This window comes from Rhodoferax koreense, assembly GCF_001955695.1.
Taxonomy (GTDB): domain Bacteria; phylum Pseudomonadota; class Gammaproteobacteria; order Burkholderiales; family Burkholderiaceae_C; genus Rhodoferax_B; species Rhodoferax_B koreensis.
In genome coordinates this window covers 4,115,048-4,141,712 of the sequence record NZ_CP019236.1, presented here as the reverse complement: position 1 = coordinate 4,141,712, position 26,665 = coordinate 4,115,048, and the positions used below count along the sequence as shown (strand labels likewise).

At 64.8% G+C, this 26,665-nt stretch carries 27 protein-coding genes; 16 read left to right on the top strand and 11 right to left on the bottom strand.

Translation table 11 applies throughout. The annotated features are described in order from the left end of the window. Positions 1 to 87: 87 nt before the first annotated feature. On the bottom strand, positions 88 to 1,098 hold the full coding sequence (locus tag RD110_RS19260; protein WP_076201184.1) for a bifunctional riboflavin kinase/FAD synthetase: 1,011 nt from the start codon (positions 1,096 to 1,098) through the stop codon (positions 88 to 90). Between the two features lie 163 nt (positions 1,099 to 1,261). On the opposite strand from RD110_RS19260, the gene RD110_RS19255 reads away from it, so the two are divergent. Beyond that, the gene (locus tag RD110_RS19255; protein WP_076201183.1) at positions 1,262 to 1,819 is read left to right on the top strand and encodes an HNH endonuclease; all 558 of its coding nucleotides are present in this window, start codon (positions 1,262 to 1,264) and stop codon (positions 1,817 to 1,819) included. 258 nt (positions 1,820 to 2,077) lie between these two features. Further along, a complete protein-coding gene (locus tag RD110_RS19250; protein WP_076201181.1) occupies positions 2,078 to 2,863 on the top strand; it encodes an Npun_F0296 family exosortase-dependent surface protein in 786 nt (261 codons plus the stop codon). A 144-nt stretch (positions 2,864 to 3,007) separates the two neighbouring features. Here the strand turns inward: RD110_RS19250 and RD110_RS19245 are convergent, their stop codons facing one another. Genes RD110_RS19245 through RD110_RS19235 form a run of 3 tightly spaced genes read right to left on the bottom strand, consistent with a single transcriptional unit; the run spans position 3,008 to position 6,067 of the window. Beyond that, complete coding sequence (locus tag RD110_RS19245; RefSeq protein WP_076201180.1) at positions 3,008 to 4,123, bottom strand: acyl-CoA dehydrogenase family protein; 1,116 nt, start codon at positions 4,121 to 4,123, stop codon at positions 3,008 to 3,010. Between the two features lie 13 nt (positions 4,124 to 4,136). Next, positions 4,137 to 5,315: an acyl-CoA dehydrogenase family protein gene (locus tag RD110_RS19240; protein WP_076201178.1), complete on the bottom strand. Its 1,179-nt coding sequence runs from the start codon at positions 5,313 to 5,315 to the stop codon at positions 4,137 to 4,139. Between the two features lie 44 nt (positions 5,316 to 5,359). Beyond that, positions 5,360 to 6,067, bottom strand: a complete 708-nt coding sequence (locus tag RD110_RS19235; protein ID WP_394329461.1) for a YceH family protein — start codon at positions 6,065 to 6,067, stop codon at positions 5,360 to 5,362. A 13-nt stretch (positions 6,068 to 6,080) separates the two neighbouring features. On the opposite strand from RD110_RS19235, the gene purN reads away from it, so the two are divergent. Next, entirely contained in the window at positions 6,081 to 6,677 is a 597-nt protein-coding gene (gene purN / locus RD110_RS19230) for a phosphoribosylglycinamide formyltransferase (RefSeq protein WP_076201175.1), read from the top strand. A gap of 5 nt (positions 6,678 to 6,682) precedes the next feature. On the opposite strand, the gene RD110_RS19225 is transcribed toward purN, so the two are convergent. Next, on the bottom strand, positions 6,683 to 7,567 hold the full coding sequence (locus RD110_RS19225; RefSeq protein ID WP_076201174.1) for an EF-hand domain-containing protein: 885 nt from the start codon (positions 7,565 to 7,567) through the stop codon (positions 6,683 to 6,685). A 201-nt stretch (positions 7,568 to 7,768) separates the two neighbouring features. Here RD110_RS19225 and RD110_RS19220 point away from each other — a divergent pair, with 201 nt between their 5' ends. Next, positions 7,769 to 8,518, top strand: a complete 750-nt coding sequence (locus tag RD110_RS19220) for a response regulator (protein WP_076201172.1) — start codon at positions 7,769 to 7,771, stop codon at positions 8,516 to 8,518. Positions 8,519 to 8,520: 2 nt separating this feature from the next. Beyond that, a complete protein-coding gene (locus tag RD110_RS19215; protein WP_083686360.1) occupies positions 8,521 to 9,741 on the top strand; it encodes a sensor histidine kinase in 1,221 nt (406 codons plus the stop codon). Between the two features lie 41 nt (positions 9,742 to 9,782). Here the strand turns inward: RD110_RS19215 and RD110_RS19210 are convergent, their stop codons facing one another. Next, positions 9,783 to 10,019, bottom strand: a complete 237-nt coding sequence (locus RD110_RS19210) for a DUF1653 domain-containing protein (RefSeq protein ID WP_076201164.1) — start codon at positions 10,017 to 10,019, stop codon at positions 9,783 to 9,785. A 61-nt stretch (positions 10,020 to 10,080) separates the two neighbouring features. Between RD110_RS19210 and RD110_RS19205 the strand changes: the two genes are divergently transcribed. Then, a complete protein-coding gene (locus tag RD110_RS19205) occupies positions 10,081 to 11,400 on the top strand; it encodes an RsmB/NOP family class I SAM-dependent RNA methyltransferase (protein WP_076201162.1) in 1,320 nt (439 codons plus the stop codon). Between the two features lie 117 nt (positions 11,401 to 11,517). Continuing rightward, on the top strand, positions 11,518 to 12,732 hold the full coding sequence (locus RD110_RS19200; RefSeq protein ID WP_076201161.1) for a DesA family fatty acid desaturase: 1,215 nt from the start codon (positions 11,518 to 11,520) through the stop codon (positions 12,730 to 12,732). Positions 12,733 to 12,954: 222 nt separating this feature from the next. Here the strand turns inward: RD110_RS19200 and pcaF are convergent, their stop codons facing one another. From pcaF to RD110_RS19185, 3 genes are read right to left on the bottom strand one after another with little or no spacing between them, the layout of a single operon-like run. Continuing rightward, the gene (gene pcaF / locus RD110_RS19195; RefSeq protein ID WP_076201159.1) at positions 12,955 to 14,160 is read right to left on the bottom strand and encodes a 3-oxoadipyl-CoA thiolase; all 1,206 of its coding nucleotides are present in this window, start codon (positions 14,158 to 14,160) and stop codon (positions 12,955 to 12,957) included. 32 nt (positions 14,161 to 14,192) lie between these two features. Further along, entirely contained in the window at positions 14,193 to 14,834 is a 642-nt protein-coding gene (locus RD110_RS19190; protein WP_076201158.1) for a 3-oxoacid CoA-transferase subunit B, read from the bottom strand. Position 14,835: 1 nt separating this feature from the next. Then, entirely contained in the window at positions 14,836 to 15,552 is a 717-nt protein-coding gene (locus tag RD110_RS19185) for a 3-oxoacid CoA-transferase subunit A (protein ID WP_076201156.1), read from the bottom strand. 77 nt (positions 15,553 to 15,629) lie between these two features. On the opposite strand from RD110_RS19185, the gene RD110_RS19180 reads away from it, so the two are divergent. Both RD110_RS19180 and RD110_RS19175 read left to right on the top strand, forming a co-directional pair. Then, positions 15,630 to 16,445, top strand: coding sequence for an IclR family transcriptional regulator domain-containing protein (locus tag RD110_RS19180; RefSeq protein ID WP_076201154.1), 816 nt, complete (start codon positions 15,630 to 15,632; stop codon positions 16,443 to 16,445). A gap of 500 nt (positions 16,446 to 16,945) precedes the next feature. Beyond that, the gene (locus tag RD110_RS19175) at positions 16,946 to 17,743 is read left to right on the top strand and encodes a GntR family transcriptional regulator (protein WP_076201152.1); all 798 of its coding nucleotides are present in this window, start codon (positions 16,946 to 16,948) and stop codon (positions 17,741 to 17,743) included. Between the two features lie 304 nt (positions 17,744 to 18,047). Here RD110_RS19175 and RD110_RS19170 read toward each other — a convergent pair whose 3' ends face one another. Both RD110_RS19170 and RD110_RS19165 read right to left on the bottom strand, forming a co-directional pair. Beyond that, positions 18,048 to 18,419 (bottom strand): class II aldolase/adducin family protein, encoded by a 372-nt coding sequence (locus RD110_RS19170; RefSeq protein WP_076201150.1) that lies wholly within the window; start codon positions 18,417 to 18,419, stop codon positions 18,048 to 18,050. A 31-nt stretch (positions 18,420 to 18,450) separates the two neighbouring features. Continuing rightward, entirely contained in the window at positions 18,451 to 19,230 is a 780-nt protein-coding gene (locus RD110_RS19165; protein WP_157900253.1) for a tripartite tricarboxylate transporter substrate-binding protein, read from the bottom strand. Positions 19,231 to 19,691: 461 nt separating this feature from the next. Here RD110_RS19165 and RD110_RS19160 point away from each other — a divergent pair, with 461 nt between their 5' ends. From RD110_RS19160 to RD110_RS19130, 7 genes are all read left to right on the top strand, one after another. Beyond that, positions 19,692 to 20,828, top strand: a complete 1,137-nt coding sequence (locus RD110_RS19160; protein WP_076201147.1) for a cupin domain-containing protein — start codon at positions 19,692 to 19,694, stop codon at positions 20,826 to 20,828. A gap of 145 nt (positions 20,829 to 20,973) precedes the next feature. After that, a complete protein-coding gene (locus RD110_RS19155; RefSeq protein ID WP_076201145.1) occupies positions 20,974 to 21,885 on the top strand; it encodes a fumarylacetoacetate hydrolase family protein in 912 nt (303 codons plus the stop codon). Between the two features lie 61 nt (positions 21,886 to 21,946). Continuing rightward, positions 21,947 to 23,146 (top strand): ABC transporter substrate-binding protein, encoded by a 1,200-nt coding sequence (locus RD110_RS19150; RefSeq protein WP_157900252.1) that lies wholly within the window; start codon positions 21,947 to 21,949, stop codon positions 23,144 to 23,146. Then, positions 23,143 to 24,057, top strand: a complete 915-nt coding sequence (locus RD110_RS19145; protein ID WP_076205289.1) for a branched-chain amino acid ABC transporter permease — start codon at positions 23,143 to 23,145, stop codon at positions 24,055 to 24,057. The genes RD110_RS19150 and RD110_RS19145 overlap by 4 nt, the downstream gene beginning before the upstream one ends. A gap of 3 nt (positions 24,058 to 24,060) precedes the next feature. Beyond that, positions 24,061 to 25,047, top strand: coding sequence for a branched-chain amino acid ABC transporter permease (locus RD110_RS19140; RefSeq protein WP_076201143.1), 987 nt, complete (start codon positions 24,061 to 24,063; stop codon positions 25,045 to 25,047). Beyond that, entirely contained in the window at positions 25,040 to 25,858 is an 819-nt protein-coding gene (locus RD110_RS19135; RefSeq protein WP_076201141.1) for an ABC transporter ATP-binding protein, read from the top strand. The genes RD110_RS19140 and RD110_RS19135 overlap by 8 nt, the downstream gene beginning before the upstream one ends. Then, a complete protein-coding gene (locus RD110_RS19130; protein WP_076201139.1) occupies positions 25,845 to 26,555 on the top strand; it encodes an ABC transporter ATP-binding protein in 711 nt (236 codons plus the stop codon). The genes RD110_RS19135 and RD110_RS19130 overlap by 14 nt, the downstream gene beginning before the upstream one ends. The last annotated feature ends 110 nt before the right edge of the window (positions 26,556 to 26,665 follow it).

Genomic DNA, 26,665 nt, shown 5'->3' with positions numbered 1-26,665 from the left:
GGGTCCGGGCAGGCCGGAGGCGCAAGGCAAACGGAGATGGCCGTCGCGGGCCAGCACGGGGCTGGCACTGGACGCGGCAGAGATCGTCTAAATTCGGTCGCGCGTCGTCTGACGGCTGGTCTCTGCATGCATGCCACCGAAGAAATCACGCGCGTCGGCGCAGTCCTTGGCGATGCCCGTCTTCAGGGCTTCCAGGCTGTCGTATTTCAGCTCGTCATGCAGTTTGTGCAGCAGTTCCACGCGGATGATTTTACCGTACGCCCCCTCGGCGCCGAGCGCGGCGGGCCAGTCGAGGCAATGGGTTTCGAGCAGCACACGGCCGCCGTTGACGTCGCCCGGGTCGAGCGACGGCCGGATGCCGAGATTGGCCACGCCCACGAGCGCGGTTTCCGCCAGGCCGTGGACGCGCACGGCGAAGATGCCGCTGGCGGCGGGCTTCCAGTGCGCAAAACGCAGGTTGACGGTGCGAAAGCCGAGCTCACGCCCGAGCTTGCGCCCGTGCACCACGTGCCCGCTGATGCTGTAGGGCCGCCCGAGCAGCCGCGCGGTGGCCGCCATGTCGCCGCGGCCCAGCGCCTGCCGCACCTCGGAGCTGGAGACGCGCAATCCATGCACCTCATAGCTGTTCATGCGCGCGACATCGAAATCGTGGTGCGCGCCGGCGGCGTCGAGCATGGCGTAGTCGCCCGCGCGTTTGGCGCCGAAGCGAAAGTCGTCGCCCACCAGCACGTAACGCGCACCCAGGCCGCGCACCAGCACGTCGTCGATGAAGGCCTCCGGCGTCTGCGCAGCGAGCCGCGCGTCAAAGGGCAGCACGATCACCTGGTCCACGCCGCAGCGCGCCAGTTCGGTGAGCTTGTCGCGCAGCGTGCCGATGCGCGCCGGCGCGAGTTCCGGCCGGCCGGTGGCGGCGGCGAAGTAGTCGCGCGGATGCGGCTCGAAGGTCAGCACGCAACTCGGCACGCCGCGGTGTTCGGCTTCGCTGTTGAGCAGGGCCAGCATGGCTTGGTGGCCGCGGTGCACACCGTCGAAATTGCCGATGGTCAAGGCACACGCCCCCTGGATGGCAGGGTAGTTGAAGCCGCGGAAAACCAACATGGGTTGTTATCTTTTTGATAGCTGATTGCGCCCGTCGATCAAGCGCCGTCAGCCGAATTGACATGAAAACAGGGTATATTGTGACGCAGCAGCCGTGTTGCAAGCGGCTGTTGACATCTGCGTTCCGGTTCTGTGGTCTCTAGACTATTTCAGGAGGCGTGTTGTGAAGGTCTTGAAGCTGTCGGCCCAAGGGCTGCCCCAGTCATGGATTTCGCTCGAGGAAGCGGTCATCCACTATGCGGCGGAAGACGTGCGCTGGGAGCTCGGCGCGCAGATCGCCGTGTTCCATGGCGGGCACAACGCCATCACCGGCGAGCAGTCGGTGATCGCGGTCAGCAGCATCATCGGGACGCGCGGCGTGCCCAACATCAACCCCTTCGACCTGCGGCCCAGCCTCACCAATTCCAAGCTGTTCACGCGCGACCGCAATGTCTGCGCCTATTGCGGCCAGCATTTCCATGAAGATGTGCTGACGCGCGAGCACATCAAGCCCCTGGGCCAGAAGGGCGCAGACACCTGGATGAACGTGGTCACCGCCTGCCGCGCCTGCAACCACCGCAAGAGCAATCGCACGCCCGAGCAGGCCCACATGCCGCTGCTGTACGCGCCCTATGTGCCCAGCCTGTGGGAAGACTTCATCCTGCGCAATCGCCGCATCCTGGCCGACCAGATGGATTTCCTGATGGCCCACGTGCCTAAGTCCTCCCGATTGCTGATCTGAATGGCCTGTATTTTGGCTGGCAGGGCATTCTCGTCTGGCCGGAAAATGAGCGATTTAAATTGATTATTTAATCGTTAATTGAAACTTAAAAATATTCAGTTACTTCTAATCTGTCGGCGCATTTAACAAGTCATTTTCATTTGGATCTGAATAAAAATGAAGATGAATGATTTATAAGGAAATATTAATCCTGGCGCATTATTTGCTCGAAAACTACTGCCGAGTTTCGGTTTGTTTTGACGATCAAGGAGTGTCCAGATGAAGAAGGTTATTCTCAGCGCCATGCTGGCCATCGCCGGCCTGGCTTCGTTCTCCGCCCAGGCGGTCACCGTCAGTTTCAATTCGACCAACACCAACGTCGCCGGAGGAGACCAGTCCGGCAAGACCAGTCCGTACCTGGACGCGGCCAATGTGGCCAAGGGCACGGTGTTCGTCGAGACATTCGACCATCCCGCAGCGGGCAGCGCCGTCACCTCTCAAGGTTGCGGCATCGACACGCCTTCGAACCTGGTGTCGATCACCGGCGGCAGCTACGGCACGCGCAAGGGGACCGTCGCCGGTGCCGCCGCGGCACCTTCCGGCGATTCGACCTGTTTCGCCTACGGCCCTGCGATCGGCGGCGCGCTGCCCGATACCGTGACCTTGGACTACACCGGTCTGATCAATTCCTTGGGTGGGAAGACCTTGAACTACCTCGGGCTGTATTACGGCTCCATCGACACGTACAACGACCTGATGTTCTACGACGCCAACGGCGACCTGATCCAGACCATCACCGGCCAGTCGCTCATCGACCTGTTCAACGGAACCTCCGGCGACCAGACTTCCAGCGCTTCCAATATCTATGTGAACCTGCTGTTCACGGATGCGGAGGCGTTCACCAGCTTCAAGTTCACGACCCGCGCCATTGCCTTTGAAATGGACAACGTGGCCGTCGGCTACAACGTCAGCGCAATTCCGGAGCCCGGCTCCATCGGCCTGCTGGGCCTGGGCCTGGCCGCGCTGGGTGTGAACCGCCGCCGTAGCAAGGCGAAGAAGGCCTGAAAGAAGGCCTGAAGTCGAGGTTCAGCGGCTTCGAAGCTGGGGCCGCTCAGGAAAAATGCCCGTCCGGCGCTGGCCTGACGGGCATTTTTTGCTGCTGGCCAGCCAGGGGTTGCCTGGCCGGCCGACGGGTCCTCTCCAACCGTCTCAGGCGAATACGCCGGCGGTTTCCTGCATCCGCTCCGACACCTCGCCCAGATGGTGCAGGGTGTCGCCGAACGTCATTTCCAGCTGCGTGAGCTTCTTGAAATAGTGGCTCACGATGTATTCGTCGGTGACGCCGATGCCGCCGTGCAGCTGCACCGCCTGCTGCCCGACGAACCGCATCGATTGTCCCAGCTGGTACTTGGCGCGGGCCATGGCGCGGCGTCGTTCTCCGGCCGGGGCATTGAGTTGGAGCGAGGCGTAGTAACTCATCGAGCGCGCGAGTTCGAGCTGCATCTTCATGTCGGCCACGCGGTGGCGCAGGGCCTGGAAGCTGGCGATGGCCACGCCGAACTGCTTGCGTGTGTTCATGTATTCGACGGTGACGGCCAGGGTCATGTCCATCACGCCAACGGCTTCCGCACAAAGCGCCGCAATGCCGATGTCCACCGCGTGTTCCAGCGCCGCGAGGCCTTCGCGGGTCAGCAGCGTGGCCGGTGTGTCGGCCAGGGTCAGTTCGGCCCCGCGGGCGCCATCCTGCGTCGCATAACCACGGGTGGTGATTCCGGCTGCGCCGCGCGCCACCAGAAACAGCGCGATCCGGCCATCGAGTTGCGCGGGCACGAGGAAGGCGTCCGCATGGTCGCCCGCGGGCACGATGCTTTTGTGCGCCGACAGGCTGAAGCCGCCCGCAGTGGCGCTGGCCTGCGCCTGGCACATGTCGAGGTGGTAACGCGCCGCACGCTCTTGGTGGGCCAGCACCACGAGCGCCTCGCCCGAGGCGATCTTCGGCAGCCATTCGGCCCTGACTTCTTCCGGCGCATAGGCCGACAGGATGCCGCTGCCGACCAGCGTCTGGCCGAAAGGTTCGAGCACGATGCCGCGACCGAGTTCTTCCATCACCACCATGCCTTCGACCGGCCCCATGCCCAGCCCGCCATCGGCCTCGGGGATGTACAGGCCGCCCAGGCCCAGGTCGGTGATTTCCGAATACGCCTCGCGCGAGAAGCCGCCCGTGGCGGCGATCTCCCGGCGGCGCGCGAAGCCGTAGCCCTTTTCGACCCATTTGCGCACAGCGTCGCGCAGCTGTTCCTGGTCATCGCTGAAGTTGAAATCCATGAATTGATCCTTTTCAGCCCAGAACGACCTGGGCGACGATGTTGCGCTGCACCTCGTTCGAGCCACCGTAGATCGTGGTCTTGCGCTGGTTGAAATAGGTGGAGGCCAGCGGCGCGCAGTGGGCCGCGCCCACGTGGTCGCCCTGCCAGCCGGCTTCCATCGCCTCGAAGATGAAGGGCAGGCTGTAGGGGCCGGCGGCGAGCATCATCAGTTCGCTGTAGCGCTGCTGGATCTCGCTGCCGCGGATCTTCAGGAGGGCGGCGACGTCGAGCGAGTTCTTGCCCGATTTCTCGGCTGACAGCACCCTGAGCACCATCATCTCGAGCGCGACCACGTCGACTTCGAGCTTGGCGATCTCGTCGCGGAAGCGCTGGTCTTCGTACACGCCTTCGGCCTTGGCGATGCGTTTGAGGCGTTCGAGTTCGCGCTTGGCGCGGTTCACGTCGGCGATGTTGGTGCGCTCGTGGCTCAGCAGGTGCTTGGCATAGGTCCAGCCCTTGTTCTCCTCGCCGATCAGGTTTTCGGCGGGCACTTCGACGTTGTCGAACCAGACCTCGTTGACCTCGGCCTCGCCGTCCAGCAGCACGATGGGCCGCACCGTCACGCCGGGCGACTTCATGTCGATCAGCAGGAAGCTGATGCCGGTCTGCGGCTTGCCCTCGGTGCTGGTGCGCACCAGGCAGAAGATCCATTCGCCGTACTGGCCCAGCGTCGTCCAGGTCTTCTGGCCGTTGACGATGTATTTGTCCCCTTGACGCTCGGCCCGGGTCTTCACCGAAGCCAGGTCGGAGCCCGAGCCCGGCTCGCTGTAGCCCTGGCTCCACCAGACTTCGCCGCTGGCGATGCCGGGCAGGAAGCGCTGCTGCTGCTCCGCATTGCCGAAGGCCATGATCACCGGCGCCACCATCACCGGCCCGAAGGGCACGATGCGGGGTCCGCCGGCGCGCGCGCATTCTTCTTCGAACAGGTGTTTCTGCACCGCGTTCCAGCCCGGCCCGCCGAACTGCTTGGGCCAGCCGTAACCGAGCCAGCCCTTCTTGCCCAGGATCTTGGCCCAGCGCTGCAAGTCGTCGCGGCTCAGGCGCAGGGCGTTGTGCACTTTATGAGCGATATCGGCGGGAAGATGGGCTGCGACCCAGGCACGGACCTCCTCGCGAAACGATTGTTCTTCGGGCGTGAAAGCAAGGTCCATTCTTTTGTCTCCAGAGAAGCCTGCTTTCTAGCATGGCGAGGGGGTCAATCCTGTCCGCGGGGGGACACGGGCGGCGGCAAGGGCAGACCGAGTTCCTCACACAGTTTGTGCACCGTGGCGCGCAATTGCGCCACCTCGTTTTCCAGCACATCGATGCGCGCCTGCAGAAGCATCGACGCGCCTGCGCCGGGCTGGGCCGCATCGGCGTCGGCGGCGGCCAGCGCGGCCAGGTCGACCGGCCCGCACAGCAGATGGGCCCAGCGCTGTTCGCGGGCGCCGGGTGCGCGCGGCAGCTTGACGACCAGCGGGCCGCCTTTTTCGGCGGCCCGGTCCTGCAGTTCCTCCAGAAAGCCCTCGACCGAGGAGATGTCGGCGAACCTGTACCAGCGTTCGGTGTTCAGCCGCAGTTCGCCGGCCGTCTGCGGCCCGCGCAGCATCAACAGGCCCAGCACCACGGCCGACTGCTCGGGCACGCCGATGCCGCGCTGGAAGTTGTGTTCGAAACGCGCCACCCGGCTGCCGCTGGCCTCGCGCACCAGCCCGGCGGACTTGAGCTCGTCCAGTGCGGTCAGCGCCTGGGCATCGCTGATGTTCATGATCGGGTCGCGGCTGGTTTTCTGGTTGCAGCCCAGCACCAGGGTGTTGAGCGACATCGGATAGCTGTCGGGGACGGTGCGCGCCTTCTCCATCAGGGTGGCGAGCACGCGCGCTTCGATGGGGGTCAGGATGGGTGTGGGTGTGGTCACGGGGATAATTCCGGCAGGTATGAAAAACATTGTCATTTTGATCTCAGGCGGCGGCTCCAACATGGCGGCCATCGTGCAGGCCTCGCAACGCGAGGATTGGGCCGGACGTTTTGGCGCCCGCGTCAGCCTGGTGATCGCCAACAAGCCGGCCGCGCCGGGCCTGGCAACGGCCCGTGCGGCAGGGATCGCCACCGCGGTGGTCGAGCACAAGGCCTTCGCCGCCGCTGCCGATCCACGCGCGGCCTTCGACGCCGAACTCGCCGCGGTGATTGATCGCGAGGCGCCCGCGCTGGTGCTGCTGGCCGGCTTCATGCGCATCCTCACGCCGGGTTTCGTCGAACGTTATGCAGGAAGATTGATCAACATCCACCCGTCATTGCTGCCGGCCTTTGCCGGGCTGCAGACGCACCAGCGCGCGCTGGACGCGGGTTGCCAGTTTGTGGGCGCCACCGTGCACCGCGTGACGCCCGAGCTGGACCACGGCCCGATCCTGGGCCAGGTGGTGGTGCCGGTGCTGCCCGGCGACACGGCGGAGGGCCTGGCGCAGCGCGTGCTGAGCCAGGAACATCGGCTGTACCCGCGTGTCGTGGCGGGACTGCTGGCGGAAATGGCCTGACGGCTTCAGGCCGTGGCGTTCAGCGTCGATGCCGAGGTTGAGGCCGACGACCCTTGGCTCGCGATGGCCTCGTATTGCTTCAGCACGAGTTGGGCCAGGGTGCGCAGATCGAAAGGCTTGTCTTCCGCGGTGCCGCCGTTGCCGTCGCTGTTGCCGGTCATGCTGGAAGCCTTTTGCAATGTCTCCAGTGCCGTGGCCGCCTGCTTGGCCAGGGCATCGGTTTCGCTGACGCTGAGTTTTTCGTCACCGTCGGTGTCGACGGCTTCGAACAGCGCCGCCAACGGATCGGTTGGGGCGGCACCTGAAGCGGTGCCCGCGGCCAGTTCCAGTGCGGAGACCACGCCGTCCTTGTTGGTGTCGAACCGATCGTCGTTGGCGCTGTTCGCACCGGGTGAACTGGTGGTGCTGCGAGTGGCCGGCTCGTCCTGCGCCATCGCTTGCATCAGGGCATTGAGTTCGGTTTTGTCGATACTGCCGTTCCCGTCGGCATCCACCTTGGCGAACAGGTCGTCAGCGGCCTGGCTTTTCGCAGCCATGGCGGCGGTGTTGTCGGCCGAGCGCGACTGGGCGAAATCCATGGTCGACGGCGGCGGCAGCGCGCTCTGCAGCGCCTTCTCGAGTTCGGCCGCGCCGAGGCTGCCATCGCCATTCTGGTCCGCCTTGGCGAGCAGGTCGGTGGCCTTGGTGTCGACCGCCACGCCGGTTTTCTTGGCGATGGTGTCCAGCGCCGTCTGCAATTCGCTGCTGTCGACGCCACCGCTACCATCCGCATCGACCTTGGCCAGCAGTTGATTCTGGATGCGGCTCTGGGTGGCCGCCCGCGCGGCCCGAAGCTGGGCCCAGGCGTCGCCGCTGGCGCCGCCACCGCTGATGCCATTGATGCTGGACATGGTGCTTTCCTCGGACAGAAGGGTTGGCGACCATTGTTCTGCCCCTGTGTAAACGGCGTTTGTCGGGGATGTACCAAGCCTGGTACGAACGGCGGTTCTAAAGCCGAAAGTAAAGAACTTTCACGGTGCTGTTCGGGGCATCGAATCGCGTGGCTTCGTCGCTACACTTTCGTGAGAAATCATGAAAAAGGCTCCCATTCCATGAAACCTCAATCGCAAATCCTGGTGGTTGACGACGACGAAGGCATCACCAGCCTTCTGCGCGACTATCTGGCGCGATTCGATTTCGGCACCCATGCGGCGGCCGACGGCCATGCCATGCGGGCCCAATTGGCCAGCCAGCCGATCGACCTGGTGGTGCTCGACCTGATGCTGCCGGGCACCGACGGCCTGACGCTGGCGCGCGAACTGCGCCAGCGCTCGACGATCCCGATCATCATGCTCACGGCCCGTGCCGGTGCGGTCGAGCGCGTGGTGGGGCTGGAGGTCGGCGCCGACGACTACATGGCCAAGCCTTTCGAGCCGCGCGAACTCGTGGCCCGTATCCAGACTGTGCTGCGCCGCTCGGTGGCGCGCAACGACCCGACGCCGGACGGCGTCGGCGGCGACGTCGTGCGTTTCGATGGCTGGTCGATGCTGCGGCACGAGCGGCAACTGAAGTCGCCGACGGGCATGGTCGTGCCTCTGTCCAACGCCGAGTTCCGGCTGCTGTCGATCTTCCTCGGTGCGCCGCGCCGTGTGTTCGCGCGTGAGCAACTGATGGCGCAGGCGCGTGGGCGCAGCATGGATGGCTACGAGCGCAGCATCGACCTGCTCGTTTCGCGGCTGCGCCAGAAGCTCTCGGAAGATCCGCAGAACCCGTCGATGATCAAGACCGTGCGCGGCGTCGGCTACATGTTCGACAGCCAGACGGTGCAGAGCACCGCGGCCTGGCATTCTTCCGGACTGTGACGATGCCGGCGTCGGCGCGCGGTGCTGCGACGACGCCGTTGCGTTCTGTCGGCGCATGTTGCGCACGCTGGTTGCGGCGGTCGCTGCCGCGCAGCCTGTTTGGCCGCCTGGCGCTGCTGCTGGTGGCGGCCGTGCTGGTCGGGCAGGTGCTGGCCATGGCCCTGATGTTCGAACTTCGGCCGTTTCCCGCGCGGCCGCCCGAGGCAGGCGTTTTCGCGGGTGACCGTCTGCCGGTGATGCCAGCGCAGATCGGGCCTGCCAGCCCGCGTGCCGGCATCCCGCCGCGGTCCGCGGCAGGCGCATTCCCGCCGTCGCTTTCACCACCGCCGCCACCCCGGCCTCCGCCACCCGAATTCCCGCTCATGCACGGCGGCCTGCTGCTGGACATTGCGGTGCGGGTGGCCGCGCTGTTGCTGGCCGCCTGGGTCGGTGCCCGTTGGCTTTCCGAGCCGATCCGCCGGTTGGCCAGGGCCGCGCGCGCCCTCGGCGACGACATCGAAGGCCCGCCGCTGGCCGAAAACGGCAGCACCGAGGCGCGCGAGGCCAGCCGCCTGTTCAACCAGATGCAGGCGCGCATCCGCGAACAGCTCAACGAGCGCGACCGGCTGGTGGCCGCGGTGTCGCATGACCTGCGCACGCCGCTCACCCGGTTGCGCCTGCGGGCCGAGAATCTGGCCGATCCCGAGCGCAAGCGCCAGTTCGCCCAGGACATCAGCGAGATGGACAACATGATCCGCACCACGCTCGACGTACTCAGCGGCGCGGCCGATGCCGAACCGCGCGTGCTGCTCGACGTGGTGGCGCTGCTCGACAGCATGGCCGACGACCTGCGCGACGCGGGCCACGCCGTGGCCGTGCACGGCACGGCCGCGCCAATACGCGCGCAGCCGCAGTCCTTGCAGCGCTGCATCAGCAACCTGCTGGAGAACGCGATCCGCTACGGCGGCTGTGCCGAGGTCCGGCTGGACGATGCGCACGACACGCTGCGCATCGCCATCTGCGACCGCGGCCCGGGCCTGCCGCCGGAAGAACTCGACCGGGTGATGGCGCCGTTCTACCGGCTGCAGGCTTCGCGCCAGTTGAACCAGGGCGGCGTCGGCTTGGGCCTGTCGATCGCGCTGGACATCGCGCGCCGGCACGGCGGCACACTCACGCTGGCCAATCGCGAGGCAGGCGGCCTGGTGGCGACGCTGGATTTGCCAAGAGTGCTATCGAAAGTGTAGCTCGCTACGCAGGTGGGGCGGGCGCTATCGCCATTTTTTATTCAAGACTCCGGTGCGAAGCGGCGCCGCGTGACGCCTTCGATGACCACCGTCTCCTCGAACATCGCCGCCGGCCGCACCCACAGGCCCATCTCGCCGTACAGCGCGCGGTACAGCGTCATCGGCTCCAGCGTCTCGCTGTGGCGCACCGTGCCCATGACTTCGTACAGGCCGCCCTTGTAGTGGCGGTAGCGGCCGGGTGGGGTTTCGATCAGGGCGGGCAGGTCGTTGTCGGTCATGGCGTTTGGCGAAAGAGGCGGGCCTACGCGCGAAATGGGGCGCGTGGGACAATCGGGGACTATGCATCCTAAAGCCGTTCTGGACGAGTGCTCCGAGCTCGTCCGCCAAGTCCTCCGTTTCGAACACCCCGCCGACGCCACCGTTTCGCGTTATTTCCGCGAGAACCGCGCCTTGGGCCCGCGCGAGCGCGCCACCATGGCCGAGACCGTCTACACCGTGTTGCGCAACAAGCTGCTGTTCGACCATCTGGCACCGTCCGGCAGCGGCCCGAAGGAGCGTCGGCTGGCCATTCTCGGCTTTGCGCACAGCGAAGACGAGCCCGGCGCGCGTCCCGGTGCCAATGCCAAGCAGGGCGCCCGCGACTTCCTCGCCGGCGCGCTGAACGACCAGGAAAAACACTGGCTCGCCCAATGCGACCAGGTGCAGCCGCACGACCTGATGGAGCGGCATCGCCACAACCTGCCCGAATGGCTGGTGCAGCCGCTGCGTGAGCAGTTGAAGGACGAGTTCTGGCCGCTGGTCGACAGCCTGAGCCGCCCCGCGGGGCTGGACCTGCGCGTCAACACCATGACCAGCAAACGCGCCGAAGTGCAGGCCGAACTGGCCAAGGCCGGCGTGGCGGCCACGCCCACGAAATATTCGCCGAACGGTCTGCGCATCGAAGGCAAGCCGAACCTGGCCAAGCTCGACGCCTTCAACCGCGGCGCCATCGAGGTGCAGGACGAGGGCTCGCAGCTGCTGGCCCTGCTGCTCGATGCCAAGCGCGGCGAGATGGTGGTCGATTTCTGCGCCGGCGCGGGCGGCAAGACGCTGGCGATCGGCGCCGGCATGCGCAGCACCGGCCGGCTGTATGCCTTCGACACCTCGGCGCATCGCCTGGAAAGCCTGAAGCCGCGGCTGGCGCGCAGCGGCCTGTCGAACGTGCATCCGGTGGCCATCGCCCATGAGCGCGACGACCGCATCAAGCGCCTGGCCGGCAAGATGGACCGGGTGCTGGTCGATGCGCCCTGCAGCGGTCTGGGCACGCTGCGGCGCAATCCGGACCTGAAATGGCGCCAGTCGCCCACCACCGTGGCCGAATTCGCCACGCTGCAGGCCGCCATCCTGCAAAGCGCGTCGCGCCTGCTGAAGCCCGGCGGCCGGCTCGTCTATGCCACCTGCAGCATCTTGCCGCAGGAGAACGAAGCCATCGCCCAGGCTTTCTCGGCCGCGAATACTGGCTTCACGCCACTTGAAACCGTGGACATATTGACGCATCTGAAGGTGGAACACGCGGCTAGCCTGTGTACCGGGCCCATCAGCGGCGGCGAATTCCTGCGCCTGTGGCCGCATCGGCACGGAACCGACGGCTTCTTCGCCGCCGTGTGGCAAAAACAGTAGAACAACTAGGTTGCTCAGCCTAGTAGGTGTTTTGTGGTATCCGAATTAAAATAGTGGACTGGCCAGCTTTTCGCACATAGGAAGCCGGTCTATTTATAAACCGAGGCTATTGAATCTATGTTGTTACCCGACTGGGCCGTGCTGAATGCGGCTGTTGACTGGCTGGCCAATGGGCTGTTGAATTTGTCCTGGTGGCAGATCGTGTTGTACACGCTCGTCACCACGCACATCACGATTGCCAGCGTCACCATCTACCTGCACCGCCACCAGGCGCATCGCGCCATGGACCTGCACGCGCTGCCGGCCCACTTCTTCCGTTTCTGGCTGTGGCTGGGCACGGGCCAGGTGACCAAGGAATGGGTGTCCGTGCACCGCAAGCACCACGCCAAGTGCGAAACCAAGGACGATCCGCACAGCCCGCACGCCCACGGCATCGAAACCGTCTTCTGGAAGGGCGCCGAGCTCTACCGTGCCGAAACCAAGAACCAGGAAACGCTGGCCAAGTTCAGCCACGGCTGCCCGAACGACTGGATCGAGCGCAACCTGTACAGCCGCTACAGCTGGCAGGGTGTGGGCCTGATGCTGATTCTGAATCTGGCGCTGTTCGGTATCGCCGGCCTGGCCGTGTGGGCCGTGCAGATGATCTGGATTCCCGTCACCGCCGCCGGCATCATCAACGGCATCGGCCACTACTGGGGCTACCGCAACTTCGAGGCGCCTGACGCCAGCACGAACATCTCGCCTTGGGGCATCATGATCGGTGGCGAAGAGTTGCACAACAACCACCACACCTACCCGACGTCGGCCAAGTTCTCGGTCAAGCCGTACGAGTTCGACATCGGCTGGGTCTACATCAGCATGATGGAAAAGGTCGGCTTGGCCAAGGTCAAGAAGACCCCGCCGAAGCTGCAACTCGGCGATGTCAAGGCAGTGGCGGACGAGAACACGCTCGAAGCTTTGATTGCGCACCGCTACGAAGTGATGGCCGGCTACGCACGCGAAATGCGCCGTGCCTGCAAGTCCGAGATCGAAGCATTGAAGGCCCGCCAGGCCGACGTGTCCGTGCTCGAATCCGCCAAGCGTTGGCTGCACCGCGACGCGGAAAAGATCCCCGCCGCCGCCCATCCGCAACTCGCTGAAGCGCGCGCCGCCCATCCCGTGCTCGACAAGATGGTCACGATGCGCGAAGAACTGCGCCAGATGTGGCTCAACACCTCGCAGTCGCGCGAACAGCTCACGGCCGATCTGCAGGCCTGGTGCCACCGTGCGGAGAGCAGCGGCATCGCCGCGCTGCAGGAGTTCTCGCTGAAGCTGCGCGCCGCTCGCGCCTGACCGATAAACCGCCTCGGCGGTCGACCAGCAAAAAGCCCGCATTGCGGGCTTTTTGCTTTCTGCGAAGGAACTTGAAGCTATTCCTGGCGACAGGGCCCCAGGCCATGTTTCAAACGCCCCTTCCATTGACACCGCGGAACTGGCTTTGCCAGGCCGCCAGTGTCGCCCCCGGCGAGGGGGTAGGCGCTACACGAAGTGAGCAACTTGGCGGTGTGCCAGTGACTAGACGCGTTCCAGGATCAAGGCAATGCCCTGGCCGACACCGATACACATCGTGCAAAGCGCATAACGTCCGCCCGTCTTGTGCAGCTGATTCACTGCCGTCGTGGCCAGGCGGGCGCCGCTGGCGCCGAGTGGATGGCCGAGCGCGATCGCGCCGCCGTTGGCGTTCACACGGGGGTCGTCGTCCTGCAGTCCGAGCTGGCGCAACACCGCCAGGCCTTGCGCGGCGAAGGCTTCATTGAGTTCGATCACGTCGAGTTGCGCGAGCGTCAGGCCGGTGAGGGCGAGCACCTTCTGCGTGGCCGGCGCCGGGCCGATGCCCATGATGCGCGGCGCCACACCGGCCGTGGCCATGCCGACCACCCGTGCGCGCGGCGTGAGGCCGTTGCGCGCGGCCGTGGCCTCATCGGCCAGCAGCAGGGCGCAGGCGCCGTCGTTCACGCCGCTGGCGTTGCCGGCCGTGACCGTGCCGTCGGGTCGTACCACGCCCTTGAGTTTCGCCAGCGACTCCATCGAGGTCTCGCGCGGATGTTCATCGCGGCCCACCACGATGGGGTCGCCCTTTTTCTGCGGGATCGTGACCGGCGTGATCTCGGCATCGAAGAAGCCGGCCTTCTGCGCCGCAACGGCGCGCAGCTGCGACGCCAGGGCCATCTTGTCCTGGTCCTCGCGGTTGATGTGGAAGTCGGTGGCCACGTTCTCGGCCGTCTCGGGCATGGAGTCGACGCCGTACTGCGCCTTCATGAGCTTGTTGACGAAGCGCCAGCCGATGGTGGTGTCGTAGACCGCGTTGGCGCGCGAAAACGCCGATTCGGCCTTCGGCATCACGAAGGGCGCGCGGCTCATGCTCTCCACGCCGCCGGCGACCATCAGCGTGGCTTCTCCGGACTTGATGGCGCGTGCGGCGATGCCCACCGCGTCCAGGCCCGAGCCGCACAGCCGGTTCACCGTGGCGCCCGGCACCTCGAGCGGCAGACCGGCCAGCAGCGCCGACATGCGGGCCACGTTGCGGTTGTCCTCGCCGGCCTGGTTGGCACAGCCGTAGATCACGTCGGTGACGGCCTGCCAGTCGACGTTCGGGTTGCGCGACATCAGCGCACGCAGCGGGATGGCGCCGAGATCGTCGGTGCGCACGCTGCTCAGCGCGCCGCCGTAGCGGCCGAAAGGGGTGCGGATCGCGTCGCAGATGAAGGCCTGCTGGTTCATGGTGTGTCCTTGTTGTTGAAGTTGTGGTCTTGTCAGATCGAAACCGGCAGCCCGATCAGGCGTTCGAGTTCCGCGTGTTCCAGGCCGTCCACCTTGTCGACGAGGCGCAGGCCCTGCGGCGTGCAGTCCAGCGTGGCCACGTCGGCGTAGATGCGCTTGACGCAGGCGATGCCGGTCAGCGGATAGGTGCAGCGCTCCACCACCTTGCTCACGCCCTGCTTGGTCAACAGGTCCATCATGACCCAGGTCTGCTTGGCGCCGATGGCCAGGTCCATCGCGCCGCCGACGGCGGGGATCGCGTCCTTTTCGCCGGTGTGCCAGTTGGCCAGGTCGCCGGTGGCGCTGACCTGGAAGGCCCCCAGCACGCAGATGTCCAGGTGGCCGCCGCGCATCATGGCGAAGCTGTCGGCGTGGTGGAAATAGGCGCCGCCCTGGAGGAGGGTCACCGGTTGCTTGCCGGCGTTGATGAGGTCGTAGTCTTCCTGCCCCGCAGCTGGCGCCGGGCCCATGCCGAGGATGCCGTTCTCGCTGTGCAGCAGCACTTCGTGGGTGGCGGGAATGTGGTTGGCGACCACGGTAGGCATGCCGATGCCGAGGTTGACGGTGGCGCCGTCAGGGATGTCCTGCGCCACACGCGCTGCGAGCTGGTCTTTGGTGCGTCTTTGGTAGGTCATTTCAGGCTGCCTTCTTGAAGCCGCCGGCCTGGGTGGCCACGCGGTCGATCTTGACGATCTGGTGCACGAAGATGCCGGGTGTGACGATGGCCTCGGGGTCGAGCTGGCCGAGTTCCACGATCTCGTGCACGGTGGCGACGGTCTTCTTCGCGGCGGTGGCCATCACCGGGCCGAAGTTGCGCGCCGCCATGCGGTAGGTGAGGTTGCCCCAGCGATCGCCGCATTCGGCCTTGATCAGCGCCAGGTCGGCGTGGATCGGGTACTCGAGCACGTAATGTTTGCCGTTGATCTCGCGGGTTTCCTTCGGCGTGCCGTCGGCGTGCCGTGCCAGTTCGGTGCCGAAGCCCGTCGGCGAGAAGAACGCGCCGATGCCCGCGCCGGCCGCACGGATGCGTTCCGCCAGGTTGCCCTGCGGCACGAGTTCGAGTTCCAGCTTGCCGCTGCGGTAAAGCGCGTCGAACACCTGGCTGTCCGCCTGGCGCGGAAAGCTGCAGACGATCTTGCGCACCCGGCCGGCGCTCAGCAGCGCGGCCAGGCCGGTCTCGCCGTTGCCGGCGTTGTTGTTGACCACGGTCAGGTCCTTGGCGCCCTGGGCAATCAGGCCGTCGATGAGTTCGGACGGGATGCCGGCCGTGCCGAAGCCCCCGATCAGCACCGTTGCGCCATCCTTCACATCGGCCAGTGCGTCCGCGACCGAGCGCGCGATCTTGTTGATCATTGTCTTGTATCTCCGGATAAAATGTTCGCTATAAGAACAATAGTTCTTATAATGAATTTTAGGAGATTGTGAAACCCATGGCAACTCGCCCGACCGAAGCTCTCGCCGAAAGCCCGTCCACGCCCGCTCCGGGCGACAGTTATGTGCAGTCGTTTGCGCGCGGGCTGGAGGTGATCCGTTCCTTCAGCGCCCAGGCGCCTTCGCAGACCCTGAGCGAGGTGGCCGATCGGGCGGGTCTCACGCGTGCCGGCGCCCGGCGCATCCTGCTGACCCTGCAGACGCTCGGTTATGTGGTCACCGACGGCCGGCAGTTCCGCCTCACGCCGCGCATCCTCGACCTGGGCTTCGCCTACCTGTCGTCCATGCCGATCTGGAACCTGGCCGAGCCGGTGATGGAGTCGCTGGTCGAGCAGGTCAAGGAGTCGTGTTCCGCCGCGGCGCTCGACGGCACCGACATCGTCTACGTGATGCGCGTGCCCACCCACAAGATCATGCGCATCAGCCTGGGCGTCGGCTCGCGGCTGCCGGCCTATTGCACGGCGATGGGACGCATGCTGCTGGCCGACCTGCCGGTGGACGAGGTCGTCGAGCGGCTGCGGCGCAGTGAGATCAGGGCGTTGACCAAGCACACCATCACCGACACCGAGACGCTGCTGGCCCGCATCGCGCAGGCACGCAAGCAGGGCTGGTGCCTGGTGAACCAGGAGCTGGAGGAGGGGCTGATCGCGTTGGCCGCGCCGCTGGTGAACCGCGCAGGCCGCACCGTGGCTGCGCTCAACATCAGCGGCCAGGTGAACCGCACCACGGCCAAGGTCATGCAGGAGACGATGCTACCGGCGTTGCTGGCGGCGACGCGGGAGATGTCGAGGTTGCTGGAAATGCAGAAGGGGTGATGGCCTGCGCCTTCCGCAGCATGGCGCGGCGAGATGGTGCCGCTGTGAAAAGCAGCGTGGCGCGTTGTGCATCTGGTCGGGGTGAGAGGATTCGAACCTCCGGTCTCTACGTCCCAAACGGGCCGATAGCCCCAAAACAGCACCTACATGTCGTTCTTTCTTCAGTTTCACCCTATAAGAATCAACAACATAGAAAATCGGTGAAAACGGCGGGGGCTAGTTTCGTCTACTTTCGTGCGCCTTCGCGCACCTACCGTAGCCACAGAATAGACACAGAACGTGCCACCTCAGACCCACTGCTTCGTCCGCTTGCCACCACGAAAGGGAATGGTCAGAGCACTGACATCAATTCCGTGAACGCATTTCGGTCGGCCAGACTTGATGCAATCCCCGATCGCCAGCTGCTCAAGAAGTTGATAGCAGCTCGAAGTTTTGTAGTATGTCAAGCCGTGTGGACGATGTTTTCGATAATGCCTTGTGCTTTCGAATAAAATTGCCGCATGAAAGCACGATCTCGGGCCATGCGCCTCGCTACAGTCGACGGTCAGCCTCCCGATGACAGTCATCAAGACATTTCGCTGGCCGAGCAAGCGCGCCGATCTCTGCGTCGGGATATCACTCTTGGTTTACTGCAGGCTGGTCAGACCTTGCGGCTGGAATTCCTAAAAGAGCGTTATGGCATCAGCTTCTCGCCGATCCGCGAGGCGCTGACCAGCCTTGAGGGAGAGCGCCTCGTCGTGTCCACACCGTCGAAAGGCTTCCGGGTTGCGCCGCTGTCCGAGGAGGAGATGTGGGATGCAATCGAAACGCGCATCCTCATCGACTGTGAAGCCCTGCGGCGCTCTCTGAAAGCCGGTGACGACGACTGGGAGGTGCAACTCGTCAGTGCTTTCCACGCCTTAAAGCTCGCGGCGAAGGCGGCCGACCAAGGGGGCGCTGATCCCGATGCGCAAGAGGCGCTGGAATTACGCCATATGGAATTCCACAACAGCCTTGTGGCGGCTTGCGGCTCGACGTGGCTCAGGCAGCTTTCGGGCCAACTCTATGCGCACACCGAGCGTTACCGCCGGCCCAACCTTCGGCCCCGCTACGGGCCGCTCCAGTCGGCCACCGCCGGCGAGCGCGACGTCAACAAGGAGCATGCCCAACTACTGGCGGCAGCTGTCGACCGTGACGTCGAGCGCGCCTGCGAGTTGGTGGCCAGCCACTACCGGGCGACGGGCCACATGATCGTGGATGCGTTGCGCAGGAAGTCCGAGCAAGCATCGCAGACAGAGGCCGGTATGGAGGACACCTGAGGTTGTGAAAGCCTGTACCGGTCCCTAGCGCCGGAGTCCGGCCGTCCAGCGATGAAAGAGGCCGCGCGTTCAGACAAACGCACGGCTTTTGCATTCAGCCGTCAGGTAGACAGGGAAGTTGCCCAAGTCGAATTCACCCAGGCTCAGCCGCCACAGTTCGAAAGGCCGCTCCATGCTTGCATCCATGGTCGCCGGGGTAGCTCGACCGCACCAGCAGGTCGGTCTTCCCGCTATCCGCGATGTCGAAGTGCCCCACCCCCAGGCCGAGAAAGCCGGCCATGTGAAACACAAGCCGGAGCGGCGTTTAGGTGGCGCCGGAAGGAATGACGGACGCTGAGTGGCTGTGCACCATCGCCTGCACGTCGAGGCGCTGCCGATAAATCTCCGCGTGGACGAAGCGCTCCAGGTAGGGCTTGAGGCCAAGGCTGGTAATGTCCTCCCCGTCCAGGTCGTACAGCATTACATCCTGCCGCTGCACCAGTCCGGGAGCGCGGCTGCAGGCCAGAAAAAATTGACCCGGCTCCGTCGGATGTCGTGCGCTGATGTGTCCCATTCCGTCGACGGTACCTTCGGCGTAGAGTATGCGCTTGGCGCAGACCAGCAGGTCAACTAGGCTGTGCAGCCCCTGGCGGTCGGATAGTCGTTGCGCCGCCAGGGTGGAATCGGCGAAGGTCATGGCGTTTCCCGCATGCTTGAGGCGCGCACGGTCATTCCGCCTTGATGTTGTTCTGGCGCGCCAATTCGAGGTAGCGGTCGGAGTCTTCAACAATTCGGGTTTTGAGTTCCTGCGCCGTGCCCTTGCTGATGTCGATGCCGAATTCAGCCAGAGCACTGCGGACAGAAGGCTCGTCCAGCACCTTGAGCACATCGGCCGTGATCTTGTCCGCTAGCAGCGTCGGCAGCTTCCCGGGAGCCATGAGTGCATACCAGCTGTCGTAGTCAAAGTTGCCGCCGCCTTGTTCGGCGACGCTGGGTGTCGTGGGCAACTGCGGGTAACGTTTGGCGGTGGTCACCGCCAGCGCCTTGAGCCTGCCGGTTTGTGCATAGGTGGGCACGAGGTTGGCGCTGAGGATAGCCACCGGCACCTGGCCGCCCAGCACGTCGACCAGTGCGGGGGCACAGCCTTTGTAGCCAACGTGCAGCATGTCGATATGCATGTTTTGCCGCAACACCTTCATGGCAAAGTGCTGGGGTGTGCCGATACCACAGGAGGCGTAGGTCAGCTGACTTGGCGCAGCCTTGGCTGCGTCCACGAGTTCGGCAATGCTGGAGATGTGGGCTCCAGGGTGGGCGACGATGGCGTGCGGCGTAGAGCTCAGCAGCATTAGCGGCGTGAGGTCGGTCGTGAGCGCGTAGGGCAGCTTGCCCTGCGCCGCGTCATTGGTCGCCATTGACACGTTCTGCAGCAGCAGCGTGTAGCCATCGGGTCGGGCGCGCACAACTTCCATCGTGACGATGTTGCCGGACGCGCCGGTGCGGTTGTCCATGGCCACGCCTGGGCCCCCTGTTTCTCCTGGCCGCGGCCAATCTGCCGCGCGAAGACGTCGGCGCCGCCGCCGGTTCCATAGGGCACCACGATACGGACTGCGCGGGTGGGAAAGTCCTCGGCTCTGACAACCACAACCGCCATCAACATCGAGAGCGAGGCCCTCACCGACAAGGCGCATCGAAGACAGGCGGCAGGGGACGACCGGGTTTTTACAGGGTTCGACATCACACGCCTTTTCAAAAATTCGAAAAACTTTCGAAAATATCAATGAAAATATAAAAAATCACAAGAAATCTACGATTTTCGACGTTGAGGCTAAAAGATGGCGGTCTAGGGTGTCGCCCCTCCAGAGGTGAGGCCGCCTAAAAGCTTGTCTGAGCAGAATTTTCGAAAGCTCATTGACAACGTTCTTTAAATTTATAAAAATCTAAAAACTTTCGAAAATATGGAGATGCAATCATGATCACCAAGCCCCATGACCACTACCGAGAAGATATTCCCGGCCGTGCCGACGTGGCGGACACGCCGGAATTGCTTGACTACTACGCACAGCTGGATGCGCTGAAGACGGGCGCGCTCTGGACGGTCGCCAACAAGATCGAGCCCTGGCACCCGAAGTCAGCATCGGTGCCCACGTTGTGGCGCTACCGCGACTTGCGCGACCATGTGCTGCGTTCCGTCGACCTGGTCACCCCGGAGAAGGCCGGCCGTCGGGTTATCTATCTGAACAACCCAGGCCGGCAGGATGTTTCAGCAGCTGTCGGTTGGCTGTATTCCGGGCTGCAGGTGATGCGCCCTGGTGAAGCCGCTTCGGCCCACGCCCATTCGGCCTCGGCGCTGCGTTTCATCATGGAAGGCTCCGGTGCATACACCGTGGTCGACGGCCACAAGATGACTCTGGGCGTCAACGATTTCGTGTTGACGCCCAACGGCACGTGGCATGAACACGGCGTAAGCGCCAAAGGCTCGACCTGCATATGGCAAGACGGGCTCGACATCCCGCTCGTCAATTCGATGGAGGCCGGTTTCTATGTGGTGCACCCCGAACTGCGGCAGGCGGTAACGCACCCGGTCGATGACTCGACGGCTACCTGGGGCGGCGTCGCGCTGCGACCGCAGATCCATGGCGCCGCTGGCACCTGGACCAAGAACTACTCCCCACTGTTCAAGTACGAATGGGCGCCGACTTACGATGCGCTGCAGCGCATGGCTTCACTGGGCGACAGCAACCCCTTCGACGGTACCCTGATGCACTACGTGAACCCGCTCACGGGCGGGCCTGTCATGCCGACGATTGGCGCCAGCATGCAGCTGCTGCGCCCGGGTGAGCACACTCTGGCGCACCGTCATACCGGCAGCTTCGTCTATCAAGTTGCCAAGGGTCGGGGTTTTTCCATCATCAATGGCCAGCGCTTCGACTGGCAGGAGCGCGACATTTTTTGCCTGCCCTCGTGGATGTTCCATGAACATGCGAACGCCTCGACCACCGAAGACGCCTGCCTCTTTTGCTTCCACGACCTTCCTGTGATGCAGTCCCTTGGGCTGTACCGCGAGGAGGCCCTCGCAGAAAACGGAGGCAGGCAGCCCGTCGCCTAGCCCTCCACTACCGCAGCAATCCCACTCCTAAAAAACGCGCGCAAGGACGCGTGAGGGGAGCGCTTTGCTCCTTTTAGCTTACCGCACCGAGGCTCGAGCCGCCCGATGCCCGAATTCACCGTTTTGATTCCCACAAGGAGACTTTATGCGCCTCGTTACTTACCGGACTCACCCCGCCGCTGCCGCCCGACTAGGCGCGATTGTCGATACCCAGGTGGTGGACATCGCCGCGCTCGGCCTCGCCGCTGGCGTGCCTTTGCCCGCCGATATGCTCGAATTCATCGACCTTGGTCCGGATGCCGTCCGCGCGGCCTCCGAACTGCTGGCCGAGTATGCCGGCCGCTGGCCTGTGGGCACGGCTCGGTCGCTGTCCAACGTGGATTTGCTGGCGCCGATCCCTCGTCCACGCAAGAACATCTTTGGCATTGGCCTGAACTATGTGGAGCATGTCGCCGAATCCAGCCGCACGCTCGACACCTCCAAGGAGCTGCCGAGCCAGCCGGTCATCTTCAGCAAGCCGCCGACCACCATCATCGGCACAGGCGAAGGCATCGCCCACAACGCCCGGCTAACGCAGCAGATGGACTGGGAAGTCGAGCTCGCGGTCATCATCGGCCGACGTGCGCAACGTATCGACGAGGCCGCCGCGCTGGAACATGTCTTCGGCTACAGCGTGATGGTCGATATCAGCGCCCGCGACTGCCGCCGTGCCGGCCAGTGGATCTATTCCAAGGGTCAGGACACCTATGGCCCCTTCGGCCCCTGCATCGTCACCGCGGACGAAATCAGCGATCCGCACGACCTGGACCTGTGGCTCACCGTCAACGGCGTGGAGAAGCAACGCTCCAACACGCGCCACATGCTTTTCCGGATTCCCCACCTCATCGCCGACATCAGCGCCGGCATCACCCTGGAGCCGGGTGACGTCATTGCCACGGGTACGCCGGAAGGTGTGGGCGCCGGCCGGACGCCCCAGGAATGGCTTTGGCCGGGCGACGTGGTCGTGGCCTGTGTCGAAGGCATAGGCCAGCTGCGCAACCCGGTCGTGACCGTGTGAACCCGCACCTTTCCATCCCCTTCATATCCACTCACCACCCAACCTCGTCAGGACCACCAGCATGCTCAACAAGCGCCGCCTTTCCAGCCTGGTCATCGCAGGCCTCATTGCTGCTCCGCTCTTCACCACCGTGTTTGCGCCGTCGGCCCATGCCGCCGAAGCGGTGAAGATCGGTTTCATCACCACGCTATCCACGCCCGCCGGATACATCGGCGAGGATGAACGCGACGGCTTCAATCTAGCCGTCACCCAGGGCGGCGGCAAGCTAGGTGGCGTGCCGGTCGAGCTGGTCGTGGAAGACGACGGACTCAAGCCTGCCAATGCCAAGCAGGCGGCCGACCGCATGGTGGCCTCGGGCATCAAGCTGTTCACCGGCGTCAATTTCTCCAATGTCCTGGCCGCGGTGGTGCCCGGCGTGCTCGAAGCCGACCGCTTCTATGTGAGCCTGAACCCTGGCCCGTCCAACTTCGCCGGGGAGAACTGCAACCGCAACTACTTCGTTGCCTCGTACCAGAACGACGCCTTCCACACGGCCGGCGGCGTGGCGGCCAATGAGTTGGGCTACAAACGGGTCGTCCTGCTGGCGCCCAACTACCAGGCGGGCAGGGACGCTCTGAGTGGCTTCAAGCGGACATTCAAGGGCGAGGTTCTGGCCGAAATCTACACCAAGCTCGACCAGTCAGACTTCTCGGTCGAGCTGGCCCGCGTGCGTTCGCTCGCACCGGACGCGATCTACCAGTTCCACCCCGGGGGGGTCGGCATCAACTTCGCCAAGCAGTACGCCAATGCCGGCCTGGGCAAGACCGTGCCGATGCTGATGCCCGGCTTCTCGATGGACGCACGCATGGTCGCGGCCACCGGCGCCTCGTCCGAAGGCTTCTACACGACCGGTATCTGGTCCACCGCAATGGACAACCCTGCTTCCCGGCAATTCGTCGAGGCTTTCCGCAAGGCCTACGGTCGCTTGCCCACCGACTACGCCATGCAGGCCTACGACACCGCACAGTGGATAGGCGCGGCGCTAAAGGCGGTCGGTGGCGACCTGTCGAAAGGCGATGCCTTCCGGACCGCGCTGCGCAAAGCCGACTTCACCTCGCTGCGCGGCAAGTTCAGCCTGAACACCAACCAGCACCCCATCCAGGACGTCTACCTCATGCGCATCGAGAGGTCCGCCAGCGGCGATCTCGCGCCCAGGGTCGTACGCAAAGTCGTGAGCGACGACAAGGACGCCTACGCCGCCCAGTGCAGGATGCCGTTGTGACCCTCCTGCTCGAGCAACTGCTCAACGGCCTGCAGTTCGGCGCGATGCTGTTCATGCTGGCCTCGGGCCTGACCCTGATCTTCGGCATCATGGGCGTGGTCAACCTGACCCACGGCTCCTTCTACATGGTGGGCGCGTACTGCGCCGCGATTGCCATCACCAAGACCGGCTCCTTCGGCGCCGGCGTGGCCGCAGCCGTCATCGGCGCGACGCTCTACGGCGTGGTGGTCGAGCTGCTGGTGATCCGCAGGCTCTACCTGCGCGACCATCTTTACCAGGTGCTGGCCACCTTTGGCCTGATCCTGTTCACCAACGAGGCGGTCAGCCTGCTGTTCGGCCGTCGGCCGCCCACTGTGACGACGCCGGCTATCCTCGACGGCTCGGTCACGCTGGCGCCTGGTTTGCAGTACCCGGTGCTGCGCCTGGCATTCATTGCCGTCGGCGCCGTAGTGGCCGTCAGCCTTTGGCTGCTGGTCAATCGCACACGCGTCGGCATGTTGGTGCGGGCTGGTGCGGACGACCGTGAGATGGTCGATGCCCTGGGCGTCGACATTCGCAAGCTCTACACGCTGGTCTTCGGGCTGGGCGCGCTGCTGTGCGGCCTCGCTGGCGTGATGGCGGCACCGCTGCTGGCCGTCGAGATCGGCATGGGTGAGAGGGTACTGATCACCACCTTCGTCGTCATTGTCATCGGGGGCGTCGGTTCGGTGCGCGGGGCGCTGGCCGGCGCGCTGCTGGTCGGCATGGTCGATAGCCTGGGGCGGGCCTTCCTGCCGCAGTTGCTGGGCAGTGCGCTGTCGCCGGCCGTGGCCGATCCGCTGGCAGCTGGCCTTGCGTCCGCCAGCATCTACGTGCTGATGGCCGCCGTGCTCATCGTTCGCCCGCTCGGGCTGCTTCCCATGAAGGCCTGAGCGATGACTACACCTCGCACACTGTTCACTCGCTACGCTGCCTTCGGCGCCTTCGGGCTTGCGCTGCTGCTCGTCATGCCGCTGGTGGCGTCGCTGACGGGCACGCCGTACCTGACCAACCTCGTCACGCGCTTCGTCATCTACGGACTGGCTGCCGTGTCGCTTGACCTGGTCATCGGCTATGGCGCGATGGTCAGCTTCGGCCATGCCATGTTCTTCGGACTGGGCGGTTACGCGGTCGCCATCATGAGTTTTCATGCGACGTCGGGCGGACCGCTCTTCGGCTGGTCAGGCAGCCAGCAGGCGCTGGTGGCCTGGCCGCTGGCACTGATTGCCTGCGGGCTGCTGGGTGCGGCCGTGGGCTATCTGGCGCTGCGCACCCGGGGAGTTCAGTTCATCATGATCACGCTCGCCTTCGGGCAGATGGTGTACTTCGTACTGGTTTCGCTGCAGGTCTACGGCGGCGACGACGGGTTGATGATGGGCAAGAAAAGCCTGTTGCCAGGGATGAACCTGGCGCAGCCTGTGGTCTTCTACTACCTCTGCGTGGCTTTGCTGGTTGGCTGGACCTGGCTGTGCATGCGCATAGTGAACTCGAGTTTCGGCATGGTGCTGCAGTCGTTGAGGCAGAGCGAGCGCCGGGCCGTCAACCTGGGTGTTGCACCCACGCCGTATCGTCTGACCGCCTTCGTGGTTTCGGCCGTCGGAACGGGACTGGCCGGCATCCTGTGGGCCAACTTCGCCGGCCTCGTCACGCCCGACATGGCGGCCTGGACCAAGTCCGGCGAATTAATGGCCATCGTCATCCTGGGCGGCGTCGGGACCTTGCTCGGGCCCATTGCCGGCGCCGCGGTTTTCCTGGGCCTGGAATTGGCGCTGTCGGCCTGGACGGAGCACTGGATGCTCGTCATGGGGCCCTTGCTCGTGGTGGTCGTGCTGGCCGGTCGCAACGGGCTGTTCGGCGGCTGGCTGGGAGCGCGACATGGCTGAACAGCTTCACGGTCAACCGCTGCTGCGCGTCACTGGCCTGCGCAAGGCCTTCGGTGCGGTGCAGGCCACCAACAACGTCAACATTGACGTGCGCGCTGGAGAGATCCACGCGCTCATCGGACCCAATGGCGCCGGCAAGTCCACGCTCATTTCCCAGATCTGCGGCGAGCAGATGCCGGACAGCGGCTCCATCTTCCTCGACGGGCGGGACGTGACCTCCTCGGCTGCCTTCGCCCGCGCGCGGCTGGGGCTGGGGCGCTCCTTCCAGATCACCGAACTCTGCGCCGACTTCACGGCGCTGGAGAACGTGGTCCTTTCGGTGATGCTGCGCAAGGGCCGCCCCTTCGGATGCTGGGGCAATCCGCGGCACGACGAAGCACTGGTCGCCGAGGCGCGGACCCAACTGGCGCATGTCGGCCTGTCGAGCCGTGAGCAGGTCGCCGTGGCCGATCTCGCCCACGGCGAGAAGCGGCAGCTCGAACTGGCCGTGGCACTCGCGCGCCGGCCGCGCCTGCTGCTGCTGGACGAGCCCATGGCTGGCATGGGGGCAGAGGAGTCGGCCAGCATGACGCGGCTGCTGCGCAGCATGAAGGGCTACTACGGCATCCTGCTTGTCGAACACGACATGGACGCCGTCTTCGCACTGGCCGACCGCATCAGCGTCTTGGTGTACGGCAGGACCATCTTCACCGGCACGCCCGACGAGGTGCGACGCCACCCCGAGGTGCGGGCGGCCTACCTGGGCGAAGACCACGCCTTGCAGCCCGCCCTCGCTGCCACCACGCCAGGAGAAGTCCATGCTCACACTTGAACACGTCACCGCCGGTTACGGCAACAGCCAGGTGCTCTTCGGCATGCAGCTGCAGGCCCGGGACGGCGAGGTCGTTTCCATGGTCGGCCGTAACGGCATGGGCAAGACCACGACGGTGCGCACGCTCATGGGCATGCTGCCCTGTCGCGCGGGTCAAATCGCGGTGGGGGGCACGCCGCTGAACCGGTTGCCGCCGCACGTTATCTCCCGCTTGGGCGTAGGGCTGGTGCCGGAAGGCCGGCGCGTGTTCGGCTCGCTCAACGTGCAGGAAAACCTGGTCGCCACGGCGCGGGCGGTGCAGGGGGAGGGCCAAGCCCGGGGCCATTGGTCGCTGGGCCGTGTGTTCGCCCTGTTCCCCCGGCTCGAAGAGCGCAGGCGCCAGTCGGCACGCACGCTGTCGGGTGGCGAGCAGCAAATGCTGGCCATCGGACGTGCACTCATGACCAACCCGCGCCTGCTGGTACTGGACGAGGCGACCGAGGGCCTGGCCCCGCTGATCCGGCGCGAAATCTGGCAGTGCCTGCAGACGCTCAAGGGCGAGGGACTGACCATCCTGGTGGTCGACAAGAACTTGGCCGAGATGGCGGCGTTGGTCGATCGCCATCACATCGTCGAGAAAGGCCGCGTCGTCTGGACCGGCTCGCCAGCCGAGTTGGCCGTGCAGCCCGAACTGGCGCAGCGTTACCTGGGGCTTTGAGGCCCATGTAACGCCGTCCCGCAGGTCGTCCGTATTGCCTTTCCACCGCCCTTCATTTCCACCTTTGCCAACCCGTGATCCGCTTCCGGTATCTCACGTCAGGAGTTCTC